At 43.8% G+C, this 16,873-nt stretch carries 12 protein-coding genes and 1 tRNA gene; 11 read left to right on the top strand and 2 right to left on the bottom strand.

Features of this window, described 5'->3' with window-relative positions; all coding sequences use genetic code 11:
* The first annotated feature begins 62 nt into the window (after positions 1-62).
* The 9 genes from ffh (at position 63) to ACFQZS_RS18275 (ending at position 13,482) form a co-directional block, all read left to right on the top strand.
* Positions 63-1,391, top strand: a complete 1,329-nt coding sequence (gene ffh / locus ACFQZS_RS18315; protein ID WP_377102455.1) for a signal recognition particle protein — start codon at positions 63-65, stop codon at positions 1,389-1,391.
* A 71-nt stretch (positions 1,392-1,462) separates the two neighbouring features.
* Complete coding sequence (locus ACFQZS_RS18310; protein WP_377102454.1) at positions 1,463-2,089, top strand: hypothetical protein; 627 nt, start codon at positions 1,463-1,465, stop codon at positions 2,087-2,089.
* Between the two features lie 8 nt (positions 2,090-2,097).
* Positions 2,098-3,693, top strand: a complete 1,596-nt coding sequence (locus ACFQZS_RS18305) for a M1 family metallopeptidase (RefSeq protein ID WP_377102453.1) — start codon at positions 2,098-2,100, stop codon at positions 3,691-3,693.
* A 71-nt stretch (positions 3,694-3,764) separates the two neighbouring features.
* The gene (locus ACFQZS_RS18300; RefSeq protein WP_377102452.1) at positions 3,765-5,309 is read left to right on the top strand and encodes a YifB family Mg chelatase-like AAA ATPase; all 1,545 of its coding nucleotides are present in this window, start codon (positions 3,765-3,767) and stop codon (positions 5,307-5,309) included.
* 107 nt (positions 5,310-5,416) lie between these two features.
* Positions 5,417-5,758: an Imm32 family immunity protein gene (locus tag ACFQZS_RS18295; protein WP_377102451.1), complete on the top strand. Its 342-nt coding sequence runs from the start codon at positions 5,417-5,419 to the stop codon at positions 5,756-5,758.
* A gap of 336 nt (positions 5,759-6,094) precedes the next feature.
* Positions 6,095-7,111 carry a hypothetical protein gene (locus ACFQZS_RS18290; RefSeq protein ID WP_377102450.1) on the top strand — a complete coding sequence of 339 codons (1,017 nt, stop codon included), beginning with the start codon at positions 6,095-6,097 and terminating at the stop codon, positions 7,109-7,111.
* Between the two features lie 379 nt (positions 7,112-7,490).
* On the top strand, positions 7,491-10,307 hold the full coding sequence (gene carB, locus ACFQZS_RS18285) for a carbamoyl-phosphate synthase large subunit (protein WP_377102449.1): 2,817 nt from the start codon (positions 7,491-7,493) through the stop codon (positions 10,305-10,307).
* Between the two features lie 91 nt (positions 10,308-10,398).
* A complete protein-coding gene (locus ACFQZS_RS18280) occupies positions 10,399-10,809 on the top strand; it encodes a BrxA/BrxB family bacilliredoxin (protein WP_377102712.1) in 411 nt (136 codons plus the stop codon).
* 189 nt (positions 10,810-10,998) lie between these two features.
* Positions 10,999-13,482 (top strand): M1 family aminopeptidase, encoded by a 2,484-nt coding sequence (locus ACFQZS_RS18275; protein ID WP_377102448.1) that lies wholly within the window; start codon positions 10,999-11,001, stop codon positions 13,480-13,482.
* A 108-nt stretch (positions 13,483-13,590) separates the two neighbouring features.
* On the opposite strand, the gene ACFQZS_RS18270 is transcribed toward ACFQZS_RS18275, so the two are convergent.
* Together ACFQZS_RS18270 and ACFQZS_RS18265 are read right to left on the bottom strand one after the other, a co-directional pair.
* A tRNA-Asp gene (locus ACFQZS_RS18270) sits at positions 13,591-13,664 on the bottom strand.
* Between the two features lie 196 nt (positions 13,665-13,860).
* The gene (locus ACFQZS_RS18265; protein WP_377102446.1) at positions 13,861-14,103 is read right to left on the bottom strand and encodes a helix-turn-helix domain-containing protein; all 243 of its coding nucleotides are present in this window, start codon (positions 14,101-14,103) and stop codon (positions 13,861-13,863) included.
* Between the two features lie 357 nt (positions 14,104-14,460).
* On the opposite strand from ACFQZS_RS18265, the gene ACFQZS_RS18260 reads away from it, so the two are divergent.
* Positions 14,461-15,600, top strand: coding sequence for an acyl-CoA dehydrogenase (locus tag ACFQZS_RS18260; protein ID WP_377102445.1), 1,140 nt, complete (start codon positions 14,461-14,463; stop codon positions 15,598-15,600).
* A 39-nt stretch (positions 15,601-15,639) separates the two neighbouring features.
* On the top strand, positions 15,640-16,866 hold the full coding sequence (locus tag ACFQZS_RS18255) for a TlpA disulfide reductase family protein (RefSeq protein ID WP_377102443.1): 1,227 nt from the start codon (positions 15,640-15,642) through the stop codon (positions 16,864-16,866).
* Positions 16,867-16,873 lie beyond the last annotated feature (7 nt).

The raw sequence follows: 16,873 nt of genomic DNA, 5'->3' as shown, positions 1-16,873 counted from the left end.
ATTAATTTAACGGATATATTTCGAAATCATACCTTTGTATCCTCAAAACTGGGATAATAATAATGTTTGAAAATCTTTCGGATAAGCTGGACAGAGCCTTTAAGGTACTTAAAGGGCAGGGAACTATTACAGAAATAAACGTGGCCGAGACCATGAAGGAAATACGCAAAGCCCTTCTGGATGCCGACGTTAACTATAAAACAGCAAAAGCCTTTACTGATGATGTAAAGCAAAAAGCGCTGGGCAATAATGTATTGACCGCCATATCGCCTGGACAGTTACTGACCAAGCTGATGAACGATGAGCTGGCCGAGCTGATGGGCGGCACAACCGCCGAGTTAGAGCTTAAGGCATCGCCAACAGTTATTTTGATAGCAGGTTTGAACGGCGCGGGTAAAACCACGTTTACCGGTAAGCTGGCTAACTATCTTAAAACACAAAAAAACAAGAAGCCGCTTTTAGTGGCCGATGATATTTACCGCCCTGCGGCTATTGACCAACTGGAGGTTTTAGCCGGACAGATTGGCGCGGCCGTTTATGCCAACCGCGAAAGCACGGATCCTATAGCGATAGCGAAAGAAGGCGTGGCTTATGCTAAGCAGCATGGCTACAATGTGGTAATTATCGACACTGCCGGTCGTTTGTCTATTGACGAGGCGTTGATGGTGGAAATAGAGCAGGTTAAAGCCGCTGTAAATCCGCAGGAAATATTGTTTGTGGTTGACTCCATGACCGGTCAGGATGCTGTGAATACCGCTAAGGTGTTTAACGACAGGTTGGACTTTACCGGCGTGGTGCTAACCAAATTAGATGGTGATACCCGTGGGGGTGCCGCGTTATCTATTAAATCGGTAGTAAACAAGCCCATCAAATTTATTGGTACCGGCGAGAAGATGGAAGCTATTGATGTTTTCCACCCGGACCGTATGGCCTCGCGTATTTTGGGCATGGGCGACGTGGTATCATTAGTAGAGCGCGCCCAGCAGCAGTTTGACGAGAAGGAAGCCGCCGAGCTGCAAAAGAAGATCCGTAAGAACAAGTTTGACTTTAACGATTTTTACAGCCAGATACAGCAGATCAAAAAAATGGGTAACATGAAGGATCTGATGGGCATGATACCGGGCGTAGGTAAAATGATGAAGGATGTGGAAATTGGCGACGACGCTTTTAAAAATGTGGAAGCGATTATACAATCAATGACCCCGCATGAAAAAGCCAACCCTGATACCATTAACCAAAGCCGCCGTAACCGCATAGCCGCTGGCTCAGGCACCAAGATGGAAGAGGTTAACCGGTTGATAAAGCAGTTTGAAGATATGCGCAAGGTGATGAAGCAAATGAGTAATCCGGCCGCTATGGCGAGCATGATGAAGAGAATGCCTAAGATGTAAAGAAAATAATGAGCCGCGTAAAGCGGCTTTTTTTATAAAGTGTTTTTTTATAATCCTTATCTTCACTTTTAATGAATAAAATAATTTCAAGGGCAATTATCTTGTTGTTAATAAGCTTTAGTGCTTATGCGCAACAAAATATTGAAGTTGCTCCGGTAGGCATATACAAGGAAATTGCAGTAACAGAACAAAGCAAAATGATTGAAAAGCTTACAGACAGCTTGTCATGGAAAAGTGCAGTGTTGACTGTTAGCCAAAACCCTAACAAATACTCTCCACCAGTTTTGTATGTATTAAGTGCCATGCTTTTTAAGAATAAAAAGTATGATGAGTCAATGTATTGGTTTTATTTAGCGCAGTTGCGGGGTAGATATGATGCTAACAGGTGTGCAGATGCAACAGCCCGACAAGCGGTTACCATTTTGAACAATGATTTTGGTCCGGAAATAAATCAGTATGCCTTCAAACATATAGATCAATTAAAAGCTACCATAGAAAAAGTTGTAACGTTTGTTCAGAATAACGAAGAGTTGTATGATAATCGATGGATAAACCTTCACGGCATTGATGCTATGTCAAAAAGCTTAAATGGCAACTCAAAAAATCGTGAATTAAGTTTGCCACAAAAAGATTGGCCAAAAATAAAAAAGCAAACAGTAGACAATTATTATTCTGATTTTAAGAAGTATGTAAAATAGTTTATGACATGAAAAATGTTTGTTATACCGCTTTCTTGCTTTTCGTATTAACAGTTAATTGCACCCTCGCCCAGCCCCCCGGCGCAACTATTGATGTTCAACACTACATTTTCAACATAGACCTTAACGACAACGATAACACCATCGCCTGCAAAGCAAAAGTTGCCCTGAAATTTATTAAAAACGCAAAATCATTTAATCTCGATCTTGTAAAAAAGAATGCAGCAGGCAAAGGCATGCTGGTTACTTCTGTAACCGAAAACGGAAAGGCTATTAACTTTTTGCAAAACGCAGATAACGTTTCAATAAGCGCGGCAGGGGTGGCGGGCAGTACCCACACTTATTCAATAAACTATAGCGGTATTCCGGCCGATGGCCTGATCATATCTACCAACAAATACGGCAAGCGCACCTTTTTTGGCGATAACTGGCCAAACAGGGCTCATAACTGGCTGGTTAGCGTTGACCATCCTGCTGATAAGGCTTCTGTTGATTTTGTGGTATCAGCCCCGGCCCATTATGATGTTATAGCTAACGGATTGAAGGTAAACGAGACGCCCCTTCCTCAAAATAAAAAACAAACCCACTGGCGAGAAACTGCGCAACTATCCACCAAAATAATGGTAATAGGCGTGGCTGATTTTGCTATTCAGCAATCGGCTAATATAAATGGCCTACCTGTTTACAACTATGTTTTTCCGCAGGACTCTGTTAAAGGGTTTAAAAGCTATGCTTACGCTAAAGAGATCTTGCCTTTCTTTATCAACAAAATTGGTCCGTATGCTTATAAAAAACTGGCCAATGTGCAGTCTAAAACCATATTTGGCGGTATGGAGAACGCCGGGGCTATATTTTATTTTGAAGACTCGCCCGGTAGCAGGGACATAGAATCATTAATGGCGCATGAGATTGCGCACCAATGGTTCGGCGATGCGGCCAGCGAAAAGAACTTTTATAATTTGTGGTTAAGCGAGGGCTTTGCTACCTATTTAACGCATTACTATCTGGAAAATAAGTATGGCATTGACACATTAAAAAAACGCCTTATTGCCGACCGCATAAAAGTAACAGCCTTTGAAAAAGACAGGTTTACCCCTGTTGTTGACAGCACCGTAAAAGATAACTACATGCCTTTGCTTAACGCCAACAGTTACGAAAAAGGCAGCTGGGTACTGCACATGTTACGCCGCAAGCTGGGCGATGAGGTTTTTTGGAAAGGCATTAAACAATACTATGCACTATACAATGGCAAGAATGCCAATACCGACGACTTTAGAAAAGTAATGGAAAAAGCGAGCGGGAAGGAACTGGCCGTCTTTTTTAAGCAGTGGCTCAAAACAGCGGGACATCCGGTGCTAAAAATATCGTATGATACCTCAACAGAAAAAGGCAAAATTGTGGTGAAGGTAGAACAGCAACAACCGGTTTTGTATGAGATGCCTTTGGAATACATAATAAACAAACAGTCGTTTACCGTTAATATAAAAAACAGACTTACCACATTTAAGGTACAGCTACCTATTAACGAAATTACATTTGACCCGAATGTTAATACCCTGGCCGAAATTATTATGGCAGATGCCACCTACCGCGTAAAGAAATAACGGTTTCAGTTGTTGGTAGGGTGGTTATTGCTAAAATGTTTATCTTTCGCTGTAAATAAACTTTATTACACGTGTTAGTTAAAACATTTGGCAGCGCCGTTTATGGCATCGAAGCCATCACCATAACAGTTGAAGTAAATATTAGCGGGGGCAGCAAGCCGTTTTATTTGATTGTGGGCTTACCGGATAACGCCGTACGCGAATCTATGCAGCGCGTAGAATCAGCATTGCAAACCAACGCATTACGCATGCCCAGGCAAAAAATAATTGTCAACATGGCACCTGCGGATATACGCAAGGAAGGGTCTGCCTATGATCTTCCAATCGCTATAGGGATATTGGCAGGTTCAGGCCAGATTGTTGGCGAAGACCTGGACAAGTATATAATAATGGGCGAACTTTCGCTGGATGGAGGCCTACAGCCAATTAAGGGAGCTCTACCCATAGCTATACAGGCCCGTAAGGAAGGATTTAAGGGGCTTATTTTACCCAAGCAAAACGCTCGCGAAGCGGCTATTGTAAGCGATCTGGAAGTTTATGGGGTTGAAAATCTTTGTGATGTAACCGGGTTTTTAAATGGCGACTTGCAGCTAGCACCCGAAGTAGTTAACACACGCGAGGAGTTTTACAATAGCCTTTGCAATTACGATAGCGACTTTAGTGAGGTTAAAGGACAGGAAAATATTAAACGCGCGCTGGAGATAGCCGCCGCAGGAGGTCACAATGTAATATTGATCGGTCCGCCGGGCGCGGGTAAAACCATGCTGGCGCGTAGGCTGCCCTCTATACTACCGCCGTTAAGTTTGCACGAGGCTTTAGAAACTACCAAGATCCATTCTGTGGCCGGTAAATTAGCGGCTGCGGACGCGTTGGTTACGGTAAGGCCGTTCCGGTCGCCGCACCACACCATAAGCGATGTTGCTTTGGTTGGCGGCGGCGGCAATCCGCAACCGGGTGAGATCTCGCTGGCCCATAACGGGGTGTTGTTTTTGGACGAGTTGCCGGAGTTTAAACGCAGTGCTTTAGAAGTAATGCGCCAGCCGCTGGAAGAGCGCAGGGTAACCATATCCCGCGCCAAGTTTACCGTAGATTACCCCAGCAGCTTTATGTTGGTGGCCAGTATGAACCCATGCCCATGCGGATATTATAACCACCCGGAGAAGGACTGCATTTGTCCGCCGGGGATGGTGCAGAAATATCTGAGTAAGATAAGCGGACCTCTGTTGGATAGAATAGACCTGCATGTAGAAGTAACCCCTGTAAACTTTAATGAGCTGGCGTCAGAGCGGCTGGCAGAAAAGAGCGAGTTCATCCGCGAACGCGTAATAAAAGCCCGAGAAATTCAACAGGAGCGCTTTGGTAACCGGCCCGATCTGCATGCCAACGCGCAAATGAGCCCCCAAATGGTACGCGACCTGTGTAAAATAACCGAAGCCGGGCAAAACCTGTTAAAGCGCGCCATGGAAAAACTTGGCCTGAGCGCCCGCGCTTACGACCGTATTTTAAAAGTGGCCCGCACCATTGCTGACCTGGCCGGGAGTGAAGAGATAAAATTGGAACACCTGGCCGAAGCTATACATTTTAGAAGTCTGGATAGAGAAGGTTGGGCGGGGTAAGCATATGGGGCACACGCGATACGCGTGCGTTAGCAATGGGGCCCTGTGTTAAGCAAGGCGAAAAAGCACTTTATATAACTGAGCAAACAATTATCAAGTTATTACATATGAGAAAGTTTAAATTCCGTGGCAATGAAATTAAAGGTCATTTGGACATTATAATTACAGATAACGAAGACGAGTTTGAAGGAAAAATAGAAAAGTGGCGGGAAGTATTAATCCATGGAGATCCCGAAGGGTTGAAATCTTTAGCAAAACTTTTAATTAAAATAGCCAATTTAAATCAGGAAAATGTAACTGAAATTCCATCAGGTGCAAGGGAGCACTACCATTTGAGACCAAACATAGAACTTAGTAAAAGTTCTGAGCAAGTAATTGTAGGCAGAATAGACGCGAAAGGAACAGGGGAGTTTTATGATGGATACGTAACAAAGGATATTAGTATATAGCATACATTTTAGAAGTTTGTATAAAGAGGGTTAGGCGGGGTAATGCGGCATTGCTAAGGTGTAGCCGTATACGCGGATTCATCACAATAATAGTGTATACATCATGTTTTTATCTATCTGAAGTACAGGGTCTTGTAAAAAATGTATTCGTTCTGTTTACATAAATATCTCAAAATACCGGCAAAACAACTTATGGTTGTATACGCTTTGCGGGTCAAAATGGTTTGGTGAGGGCGGTCCTTGTAGGCGCAGAAGTAGTAGCGGGTAAACTGCGGCGTTAATATCCCCAAATTCCCCCTCTTTTTGCTATCTTTGCGGCCGAAAACAGATAGAAAAATGACTGAAGCAGATAAATTAATACCATCTATTGTAAAAACAGTAAGCGAGGCGCAAAATGAAGCGTTTCTTTACAAAGAAATTTTTTCAGACAGCGGGATACCGGTTAAAAAGAACGAGTTTTTGTTCTTTGTTAAACCCGAGATCACTGTTAAAAACGACAATATAAAATTAGAGGAAATACTAAAACTGGTCTTCGCCAAGATCGATGAATTCGGCTTCGCGGTGCATGACGTAAAGGTGCTGACCGCGAAATATCTGGACCAATTTAACATCATTGCACAGCACTACGGCGTTATCAACCAGATAGCATCAAACGCGGTTGCTAATATGAGCGAAGGCGCTAAAGAGAAATTTCAGGAATTGTACGGCAAGTCGGTTAATGAAGCGCAGGTTTTAGGCGGACTGGAGTTTTTAGCAAAATACACAGAGTTTACCGCGACATCGCTTGATTATCTGTGCCAGAACTTAGGCAGCAAAAAACTGGCTGGTGGTACTTACGTGGTAGAGGTTAAGCTGGACGATGAGACTGTTTACCTGATCAATGGTTTCCATGGCCGCCAGTTAAAGCAGTTTACAGATAAAGGCAAAAGCATTATTGTAATGTCGTTATCAACCGATACGGATTGGAGCAACGCCAGAAGCAATTTTATTGGCGCTACAGACCCAACTAAAGCCAACGCGGGCAGTTTACGTAAAGCTTTCCTTGATAATAAAGATCGCTTAGGCCTTCCTGATGTATCGCAAGGCGCTAACGGCGTGCATTTATCGGCTGGCCCGATAGAGGCGCTGGTAGAGCTGCAACGCTACAACTCTAACTTTTCAACCGGCGAGGCTAAGGCATTTACAGACTTTAGCTTTGGTAAGCAATTAAACGAAGCCTTTACTGCGGATGTGGTAACCGCCATAGTTAAAAACAGCAATGTGGATGTTGACGGCAAATCAACATCAGTATTTGACCTTACCGAAGAGAAAAATAGCAGCGAAGCTCTTGAGCTTTTAAAGCCCCTGTTCTAAATAGAAAGGTACGTTATATAAAAGGCAGCACAACCCGGTTGTGCTGCCTTTTTTTATAATAAGTTTACCCCCACTTCGAAAATTACTTTAGTGGCCCATCCATTACTTATGTGGATCGGTTAGGAATCTAACACTCCTACCAACGAGGATTTTTGTAGCACCCTACCGGCTACGCTGCAAGCAATAAAATATAGCTTTTTTTTGTACTGCTCACCCCTTCTCCACAGCCGTTTATAATAATATAAAATTTAACACACCCAATACCTCATTTTTTCTATCTTTGCATCCCGACGCTGAAGTCGGAATAATCCCGCCTCGGCGCATAGAGTTTGGTCCATGAACTATCAACCATGAACCATGAAAACAACAAAAAAACACTATGCCAAAAGACAACTCCATTAAATCAATCCTCATTATCGGTTCGGGTCCTATTATTATTGGCCAGGCCTGCGAGTTTGATTACGCCGGTTCGCAAGCGGCCCTATCGCTAAAAGACGAAGGCATTAAGGTTTCCATCATCAACAGCAACCCGGCAACCATCATGACCGATAAGGTTATTGCCGACCATGTTTACCTGTTGCCGCTTGAGCCCGCAAGCATTGAAAAAATATTGCAGGAGCAACAAATTGATGCCGTATTGCCTACCATGGGTGGCCAAACCGCGCTTAACCTTTGTATTGCCTGTGCAGAGCAGGGCATCTGGGAAAAGTATAATACCAAAATAGTTGGTGTTGATTTAGCGGCGATAGAGAAAACAGAGAACCGCGAAGCCTTCCGCCAGCTAATGGTTGATATTGGTGTTGGGGTGGCTACCTCAAAAATTGCCAACTCGTTTTTAGAAGGTAAAGAAGCCGCGCAGGAAATTGGTTTCCCGCTGGTTATTCGCCCAAGCTACACGCTGGGTGGTAAAGGCGCTGGCTTTGTACATAAAAAAGAAGATTTTGACGCGGCTTTAAGTCGTGGTTTAGAAGCTTCGCCAACTCACGAAGTATTGGTGGAGCAAGCTGTTTTAGGCTGGAAGGAATACGAGCTGGAGCTGCTGCGTGATGGTAATGATAACGTTATCATCATCTGCTCGATAGAGAACTTTGACCCGATGGGCATCCACACCGGCGACTCGATAACCGTGGCCCCGGCCATGACGTTGAGCGACCGCTGCTACCAGGAAATGCGCAACCAGGCCATCAAAATGATGCGTGCCATAGGCAATTTTGCAGGTGGTTGTAACGTACAGTTCTCAGTTAACCCGGCTGATGAAGCTATTATAGCTATCGAAATCAACCCGCGTGTGTCGCGCTCATCAGCACTGGCATCAAAAGCAACAGGTTACCCAATTGCTAAAATTGCCGCCAAGCTGGCTATAGGTTATAACCTGGATGAGATAGAAAATCAGATCACAAAAACAACTTCGGCTTATTTTGAGCCGACACTGGATTATGTGATAGTTAAAATACCACGCTGGAACTTTGATAAATTTAAAGGCGCTAACCGGGAGTTAGGCCTGCAAATGAAATCAGTAGGCGAGGTAATGGGCATAGGCCGCAGCTTTATTGAGGCGCTGCAAAAGGCTTGTCAGAGCTTAGAGATCGGTCGCGCCGGTTTAGGTGCCGATGGCCGCCAAAGCCGCAACCTGGAAGAGATAATGCACAGTTTGGAGCATCCAAGCTGGGACAGGTTGTTCCATGTGTATGATGCCTTAAGCCTGGGCGTTCCAATTGAATCTGTACGTAAAGCTACCAAGATAGACCGCTGGTTCCTGAACCAGATAATGGACGTGGTAACCTTGGAAAATGAGCTGCGCCGTTATTCATTGAGTAACATCCCGCAGGATTTCTTATTCACACTGAAGCAAAAAGGATTTTCGGACCAGCAGATTGCTTACGTGCTGCACAACACTACCGAAGAGGACGTGTACCAGCGCCGTAAAGAACTGGGTATACGCCGGGTTTACAAAATGGTAGATACCTGCGCCGCGGAGTTCCCTGCCAAAACACCTTACTACTATTCTACTTACGAGGGAGAGAACGAATCCATCGTATCTGATAAGAAAAAGATAATTGTATTAGGCTCTGGTCCTAACCGTATTGGTCAGGGTATTGAGTTTGATTACAGCTGTGTGCATGGCTTGTTAGCGGCTAAAGAGTCGGGTTTTGAGGCTATCATGGTTAATTGTAACCCCGAGACAGTATCAACCGACTTTAATATGGCTGATAAACTCTACTTTGAGCCGGTTTTCTGGGAGCATGTACGCGAGATCATCGATCTGGAGAAACCTTACGGTGTAATTGTTCAGTTAGGTGGCCAAACAGCGCTGAAAATGGCCGAGAAGATGCACCAGCACGGTATAAAGATCATCGGCACATCATTCAATGATATGGATATTGCCGAGGATCGCGGCCGCTTCTCTGATCTGTTAAAAGAACTGGAGATCCCTTACCCTAAATACGGTGTAGCGGAAAGTGCCGAAGAAGCATTGGAAGTTGCGCACCATGTAGGTTACCCTGTGCTGGTACGCCCAAGCTATGTATTAGGTGGCCAGGGCATGAGCATTGTTATTAATGACGAGGATTTGGAGAAGGCTGTAGTAAGTTTGTTAAAGAACCTGCCGGGAAACCGTGTGTTGATAGACCACTTCCTTGACCGCGCGGCAGAAGCCGAATCAGACTCTATTTGCGACGGCGAGGATGTACACATTATTGGTTTAATGGAGCACATTGAACCTGCTGGTATCCACTCCGGCGACTCTTATTCTGTGTTACCTCCGTTTGATCTGTCTGAAGGGGTAGTTAAAAAGATGGAAGAATACACCGTTAAAATTGCCAAGGCGCTAAACGTTAGTGGTTTGTTAAACATCCAATTCGCCATAAAAAATGACGATGTATATGTAATTGAGGCAAACCCACGTGCGTCTCGTACTGTACCATTCATCGCGAAGGCATATGATGTACCTTACATTAACATTGCCGCTAAGGTTATGCTGGGTGTAGCCAAGCTAAAAGACTTTACTATTGAGCGTAAGCTTTGGGGTTATGCCATAAAAGAACCGGTGTTCTCTTATGATAAATTCCCTGAAGTAGAAAAACAATTAGGCCCCGAAATGAAGTCGACAGGTGAGGCCATACGTTTTATACCTAACCTTCAGGATCCTTATTTCAGACAGCTTTATAAAGAAAAATCAAGGTATCTGAGCAAGTAGTGATTGTCAGCAGGGTGTTAATATTCAAAGGTTTAAAGCCAACCTGCATACGTTTTGTTTATTTTTGTAGAAATATTTTAAAAAGATTATGATGTACCCGGAATATTTGGTAGCCCCCATGCGGGAAGAGTTGACCAAAGTTGGTTTTGAAGAGTTAAAGGATGCTGCCGCCGTTACTACGGCCGTAGAAAGCGAAGGAACCGTATTTGTAGTAGTTAATTCTGTTTGTGGCTGCGCTGCTGCTAATGCGCGCCCTGCTGCACGCATAGCATCGCAAAATGCTAAACATCCTGATAAATTGGTTACTGTGTTTGCCGGTATGGAAAAAGAAGCCGTTGATAAAGCCCGCGCTTACATGCTTCCGTATCCACCGTCATCACCTGCAATGGCTTTGTTTAAAGATGGCAAACTAGTACATATTATTGAGCGTCATCAAATTGAAGGCCGCCCTGCGCAAATGATAGCAGACAACCTTATCGATGCTTTCGATCAATATTGCTAAGTATTAATTACCTTAAAAGGTATATAATTATAAAAACCGGTGTGATTTTCATTCCGGTTTTTTTGTTTTAGGATAATTAGCAGGTAATTTTGAACACTCGCCTGTAACATTTAAACTATTTAGCTGTCTTATTTATTATTTATTAAACAGAAAAACCGTTAATTCGCTCATTAACTGATCAATTACTACATGAAAAAAACGAATCTTGCCGGTTTATTAACCGGTGTTCTTGTTGTTGGCGCCCTGTTGCAGCCTGCAGTAGCCCAGCAAGCCAAGCCGGAGGAAGCCGCCTCTACGGTTTACCGCGCAACTTATCCGCGAATAAATGATCTTATCCACACTAAACTGGATGTTCGCTTTGATTATAAAAAGCGTTATATGTACGGTAAGGAGTGGGTTACTTTAAAGCCGCATTTTTATCCTACAGATACCTTAAGGCTTGATGCTAAGGGAATGGATATTAAAACTCTGGCAATTGTAAAAGACGGAAAGAACGTTCCCCTGAAATTCAAATACGATAGCCTTACCCTGGCCATTACGCTTGACAAGGTTTACAGGAACAACGAGAAATATACCATTTACATTGACTACACATCTAAACCCAACGACCTAAAAGCCAAGGGGAGCGCAGCCATCAATGATGCCAAGGGTTTGTATTTTATAAACCCTGATGGCACCGAAAAAGATAAACCGGTACAGATCTGGACGCAAGGCGAAACGGAAAGCTCATCAGCATGGTTCCCTACGATAGAAAGCGGATCGCAAAAAACTACCGACGAGATCAGCATGACCGTTCCGGCTAAATACGTTACGCTTTCAAACGGTAAACTAACAGCGCAAAAAACCAATACTGACGGTACGCGTACCGATACCTGGAAAATGGATCTGCCGCATTCGCCCTACTTATTTATGATGGCTGTAGGGGATTTTAAAATTTATCATGACAAGTGGCGCGATAAACCGGTTGATTACTACCTGGAAGCCAAGTACGCGCCCTACGCGAAAGATATTTTTGGCAACACGCCAGAGATGATGGAGTTTTACTCAAAAACACTGGGTGTTGATTATCCATGGAACAAATACGCGCAGATTGTTGTGCGCGACTATGTTAGCGGGGCAATGGAGAACACTACCGCTACACTACACGGTAGCTACGTACAGGCCACTAAGCGCGAACTGATTGACACTTATTATGGCCAGGGTCCCAGCACTATAGCGCACGAGTTGTTTCACCAATGGTTTGGCGATTATGTTACCGCCGAAAGCTGGAGCAATCTTACCGTAAACGAGTCTTTTGCTGATTTTAGCGAAACCTTATGGGCTGAGCATAAATACGGAAAAGATGAAGGTGCGGCACATATTCACCAGGATATGCTGAACTATCTGAGGTCGCCGGGCGGAGATACAAAAAAGCTTGTCCGCTTTAATTATGACGATAAGGAAGACATGTTTGACCAGGTTACCTACCAAAAAGGCGGTCGTATTTTATATATGCTGCGCAACTATTTAGGTAACGATGCTTTTTATAAAGGCCTTAACATTTATCTTAAAGCCAACGCCCTTAAAGCAGGCGAGGCCCATCAGTTAAGATTGGCCTTGGAAGAAGCCAGTGGTTTAGACCTTAACTGGTTCTTTAATCAATGGTACTTTGGTGCCGGCCACCCGCAACTAAGCATCAGCTATAAATGGGATGAGGCTAAAAAAACGCAAACTGTTTATTTAGCACAAACCCAACCCGGCGACGCCTTTATCTTGCCTATGGCTGTTGATATTTACGCGGGAGGCAAAACTACACGCCACAAAGTATGGATGCGCAGCAAAGCTGATACCTTAACTTTTGCTTCGGCTGTTAAACCAGACCTGGTGAATGTTGATGGCGATAAAGTGATCCTGGCAGAAAAGAAAGACACAAGAACCATGAGCGAATTCGCGTTCCAATATGCTAACGCGCCGTTGTATCTTGATCGCCTTGAGGCCATACAGGCTGCTGCACCGGCACAAGGAGACAAAGACGCGCAAGGCATAATAATTAAAGCGCTTAATGATAAATACTATGGCCTGCGTGCAACAGCAATTGCCGCGCTTAACATGACCAATGACCAGGTACGTAATGCCGCGCAACCTATACTTACCAATCTTGCGCAAACCGACCCTAATACATTAGTGCGCGCAAGTGCCATAGCTGTATTAGGTAAATTAAAGGCATCGGGTATGATGAATATATTTAAAGACGCTTTAAAAAGCGAATCATACGCTGTACAGGGAGCCGCGTTAAATGCCATTACACAGTTAGACGCACAACAAGGCTTCCAATTGGCTAAAGGCTTTGAAAAAGATAATAAAGGAGCACTTACTACTTCTATTTTGGGTGTTTATGCCGCAAATGGCAGCGATGCTGAATGGCCTTTTGTTTATGCGGAGTATAAAGAAGCAGGTGCCCAGACGAAATATAACCTGGCCCGCGCGCTGGGTACAATGGCAGCTAAAGTGAACAGTTCTGAATATGCCCAGCAAGCTATTGGCGAACTTAAGGCGTTCGGTATGCAATATAAAGCGCAAGGTATAGCACCAAACATTATCACCGTGCTTGAAGCCATAAAAGCGGCTCGTGCACAAAAGAACGACACTCCTTCAGTAGCAGCAACTGACGAGGCGATAAAGGCGCTTAAATAACGTTAAAATGCATTTTGAAAGAAAGGGAGACTGCCATGTGCGGTCTCCCTTTCTTTTTTTGGAGATTTTACGGTACAAAAAAGCCTTCAGAATTTCTGAAGGCTTTAGCGGAATGGACGGGACTCGAACCCGCGACCCCATGCGTGACAGGCATGTATTCTAACCAGCTGAACTACCACTCCGTTGGGGCTGCAAATATACCCTACATTTTTTATTACACAAGGTATTTTTTAAAAAAATTTAATTCAATCTGTCTGCTGGTCCGTAATGTCTATTGATCGCCTTGGTTTTAAGGGTGTTATTAACACAATGGGTGTTGTATAAAAAATACAACACTTGTATACAATAACAGACTTGTGTGCAGGATTTAAGACTATATCAATAAATACCCCTGAAGAAACCGGCCAATGAAACATCAAAATAATAGCAAACTTTTCTGAGTGTTTCTATACGGATATCAATTTTGCCAGACTCTAAACGGGCTATATTTATATTGGTGTCTGCATAAAATTTCTCCTGGGTCACCTGGTTTTGCCTCCTCAGCCTTTTAATTTGAAGCGACACTTTACGCTTAAAGGCATCGTCAGAACCATTAATATACTCAAAATCAGTTAACAACATAGGTTTGGGTTTTTTTACCTGTTTACGAAATATAAAATTAAACGTTTAGTCGTTATGCGGAGTAAATAAGTTTTAAACAAGGGCTCTAATTTTTCAAATATGACATATAAGTCAGTAGAAAGGCCGCGTATGGCGCTAATTTTGTTATAGCACATGTGGCCCTGCATATACATCTATGAAAAACAATACGCATCTGCCAAAAATTATTTGAATTCTCAGACGCCCAGGCTGAGGTTTTTTGTTCTTTGTTTTGGGTTTAATCAATAGTTTAAATTAATTAGGGGAAAGGGAGCTTCAAAAGAGCTCTCTTTTTTTTTGCAAAAATTTCTGATGTATATTTATTAAAAGCGTAGCGAGATGAATTTTGAATTGACCGAAGAGCAGCTAATGATACAGCAAACCGCGCGGCGTTTTGCAGCGGAAGAACTTAAACCCGGCGTAATAGCGCGCGATGATTTACAGCAATTTCCGGTAGAGCAGGTAAAGAAACTGGGTGAACTGGGTTTTTTAGGCATGATGGTTTCGCCGGAGTATGGAGGCAGTGGTATGGATACCTTGTCGTACGTGGTAGCTATGGAAGAATTTTCAAAGATCGATGCTTCCGCAGCTGTAATAGTTTCGGTCAATAACTCGTTGGTGTGTTACGGTTTGGAGAAATACGGCACCGAAGCACAAAAGCTAAAGTACCTGGTTCCGCTGGCAAGCGGCAAACAGATAGGTGCCTTTTGCCTTTCTGAGCCCGAGGCCGGTTCTGATGCATCGTCACAACGTACATCTGCCATAGATATGGGCGAATATTATTTGCTGAATGGGGTTAAAAACTGGATAACCAACGGCAGCTCGGCTACTACCTATATTGTTTTGGCACAAACCGACGCGGAAAAAGGACATCATGGCATAAACGCGCTGATTGTAGAAAAAGGCATGCCCGGCTTTACAGTTGGTGCAAAGGAAAATAAAATGGGTATGCGCGCATCCGATACGCATTCGCTGCACTTTACAGACGTTAAAGTACCTAAACAAAATAGGATAGGCGAAGATGGGTTCGGGTTTACTATGGCGATGAAACTATTGGAAGGTGGGCGCATTGGCATTGCTGCGCAGGCTTTAGGCATTGCCGCCGGGGCCTTTGAACTGGCTTTAAATTATTCAAAAGAGCGAAGAGCTTTCGGCAAAACATTAGCAGAGTTGCAGGCTATACAATTTAAACTGGCCGACATGGAAACAGAGATAGAAGCCGCGCGACTACTTTGCTACAAAGCCGCCTGGCTAAAGGACAACGGACAGCCCTACGGCCACGCCAGCGCAATGGCCAAGCTTTTCGCATCACAAATAGCCATGAGAACCACAATTGAAGCGGTGCAGATACACGGCGGTTACGGTTGCGTAAAAGAGTACCATGTTGAGCGCCTGATGAGGGATGCCAAGGTAACGCAGATCTATGAAGGAACGTCAGAAATTCAACGTATTGTCATATCGCGCGATATACTGAAGTAACGGTCTGTTTTTGGTTAACTTTGGTTAGATACAATTGCAATGAAAATATTCAGATTTCTGCCTGCGTTACTAATACCCCTTGTATTTTTAGCGGGATGCGCCAAACCGCAGTTACAAACAGGTATTTGGCGGGGCGCGCTTAAAACAGCTTCGGGCAACGAAATACCTTTCAATTTTGAAATTACTGATACCGCCGGCAAAAAACAGATGACCATTTTTAATGGATCTGAACGCTTTAAGGTGACGGATGTAAATATTAAGGGCGATAGCGTGGCGATTAAAATGCCGCTGTTCGACTCGGAGTTTAAATTGAAAATTGAAAAAGATGTTTTAATAGGTAAGTGGATAAAGCATTTGGCCGATAGCGACGCTGTATTGAACTTTAATGCCTTCCATAATGAGGATTGGCGCTTTAAAACGCAAAGCAAGCCCTCGGCGGATATTTCGGGCAGGTGGGCTACTACCTTTGGAGCAGCTGAGGATACCAGTTTTGCTGTGGGGGAGTTTAAACAACAAGGTGCCAAAATTACCGGTACTTTTTTAACCACTACCGGCGACTACCGCTTTTTAGAGGGTGTGGTTAGCGGGGACAGTCTTTACCTGTCTGCCTTTGACGGTGGTAATGCCTATCTGTTTATGGCCAAAGTGAGTGGTGATAAAATTATTGGGGGTAAACGTTATGCCGGAAAAAGCGGGTATAAGGAATGGACGGCGGTGAAAGACAATAATGCTAAATTACCCGATGCCTACTCGCTTACCGCGCTAAAGCCCGGCTTTAAAAAACTGGCTTTTACGTTTAATGATTTAAATGGAAAGAACGTTTCATTAAGCGACGAACGCTTTAAAAACAAGGTAGTGATAGTTCAGATAATGGGATCGTGGTGCCCTAACTGCATGGACGAAACCGTTTATATGGTAAACTACTACAAAAAATATCAGCCAAAAGGTGTTGAAATAGTGGGACTGGCTTATGAGCGAACTACAGATTTCGCCCGATCGCAAAAAGCGCTGCAGCACTTGAAAGAGCGATTTGATATTCCCTATCCCTTATTAATAACCGGCTATACACCCGCCACGGGCGAACCTGCCAAAAGCCTGCCTATGCTTGATAAGGTGCTGGGCTTTCCCACTACCATCATCATTGACAAAAAAGGTGACGTGCGTAAAATACATACCGGCTTTAGCGGCCCCGGAACCGGCGAGCATTATATTGAATTTATAACCGAGTTTGAAAAACTTACTAACGATCTGTTAGCCGAAAAATAACACCCAA

Origin of the sequence: Mucilaginibacter calamicampi (genome assembly GCF_042676765.1) — a bacterium.
In the GTDB taxonomy this organism is placed as follows: Bacteria; Bacteroidota; Bacteroidia; order Sphingobacteriales; family Sphingobacteriaceae; genus Mucilaginibacter; species Mucilaginibacter calamicampi.
Note: the sequence above shows the minus strand (reverse complement) of the source record. Positions and strands in the feature narration are given on the sequence as shown.

What these genes read in the sequence shown, in the direction of transcription:
- ACFQZS_RS18255 (WP_377102443.1), top strand. Translation starts at nt 15,640, where the DNA reads ATGAAAATATTCAGATTTCTGCCTGCGTTACTAATACCCCTTGTATTT.
- carB (WP_377102449.1), top strand. Translation starts at nt 7,491, where the DNA reads ATGCCAAAAGACAACTCCATTAAATCAATCCTCATTATCGGTTCGGGT.
- ACFQZS_RS18280 (WP_377102712.1), top strand. Translation starts at nt 10,399, where the DNA reads ATGTACCCGGAATATTTGGTAGCCCCCATGCGGGAAGAGTTGACCAAA.
- ACFQZS_RS18305 (WP_377102453.1), top strand. Translation starts at nt 2,098, where the DNA reads ATGAAAAATGTTTGTTATACCGCTTTCTTGCTTTTCGTATTAACAGTT.
- ACFQZS_RS18295 (WP_377102451.1), top strand. Translation starts at nt 5,417, where the DNA reads ATGAGAAAGTTTAAATTCCGTGGCAATGAAATTAAAGGTCATTTGGAC.
- ACFQZS_RS18260 (WP_377102445.1), top strand. Translation starts at nt 14,461, where the DNA reads ATGAATTTTGAATTGACCGAAGAGCAGCTAATGATACAGCAAACCGCG.
- ACFQZS_RS18290 (WP_377102450.1), top strand. Translation starts at nt 6,095, where the DNA reads ATGACTGAAGCAGATAAATTAATACCATCTATTGTAAAAACAGTAAGC.
- ACFQZS_RS18265 (WP_377102446.1), bottom strand. Translation starts at nt 14,103, where the DNA reads ATGTTGTTAACTGATTTTGAGTATATTAATGGTTCTGACGATGCCTTT.
- ffh (WP_377102455.1), top strand. Translation starts at nt 63, where the DNA reads ATGTTTGAAAATCTTTCGGATAAGCTGGACAGAGCCTTTAAGGTACTT.
- ACFQZS_RS18310 (WP_377102454.1), top strand. Translation starts at nt 1,463, where the DNA reads ATGAATAAAATAATTTCAAGGGCAATTATCTTGTTGTTAATAAGCTTT.
- ACFQZS_RS18275 (WP_377102448.1), top strand. Translation starts at nt 10,999, where the DNA reads ATGAAAAAAACGAATCTTGCCGGTTTATTAACCGGTGTTCTTGTTGTT.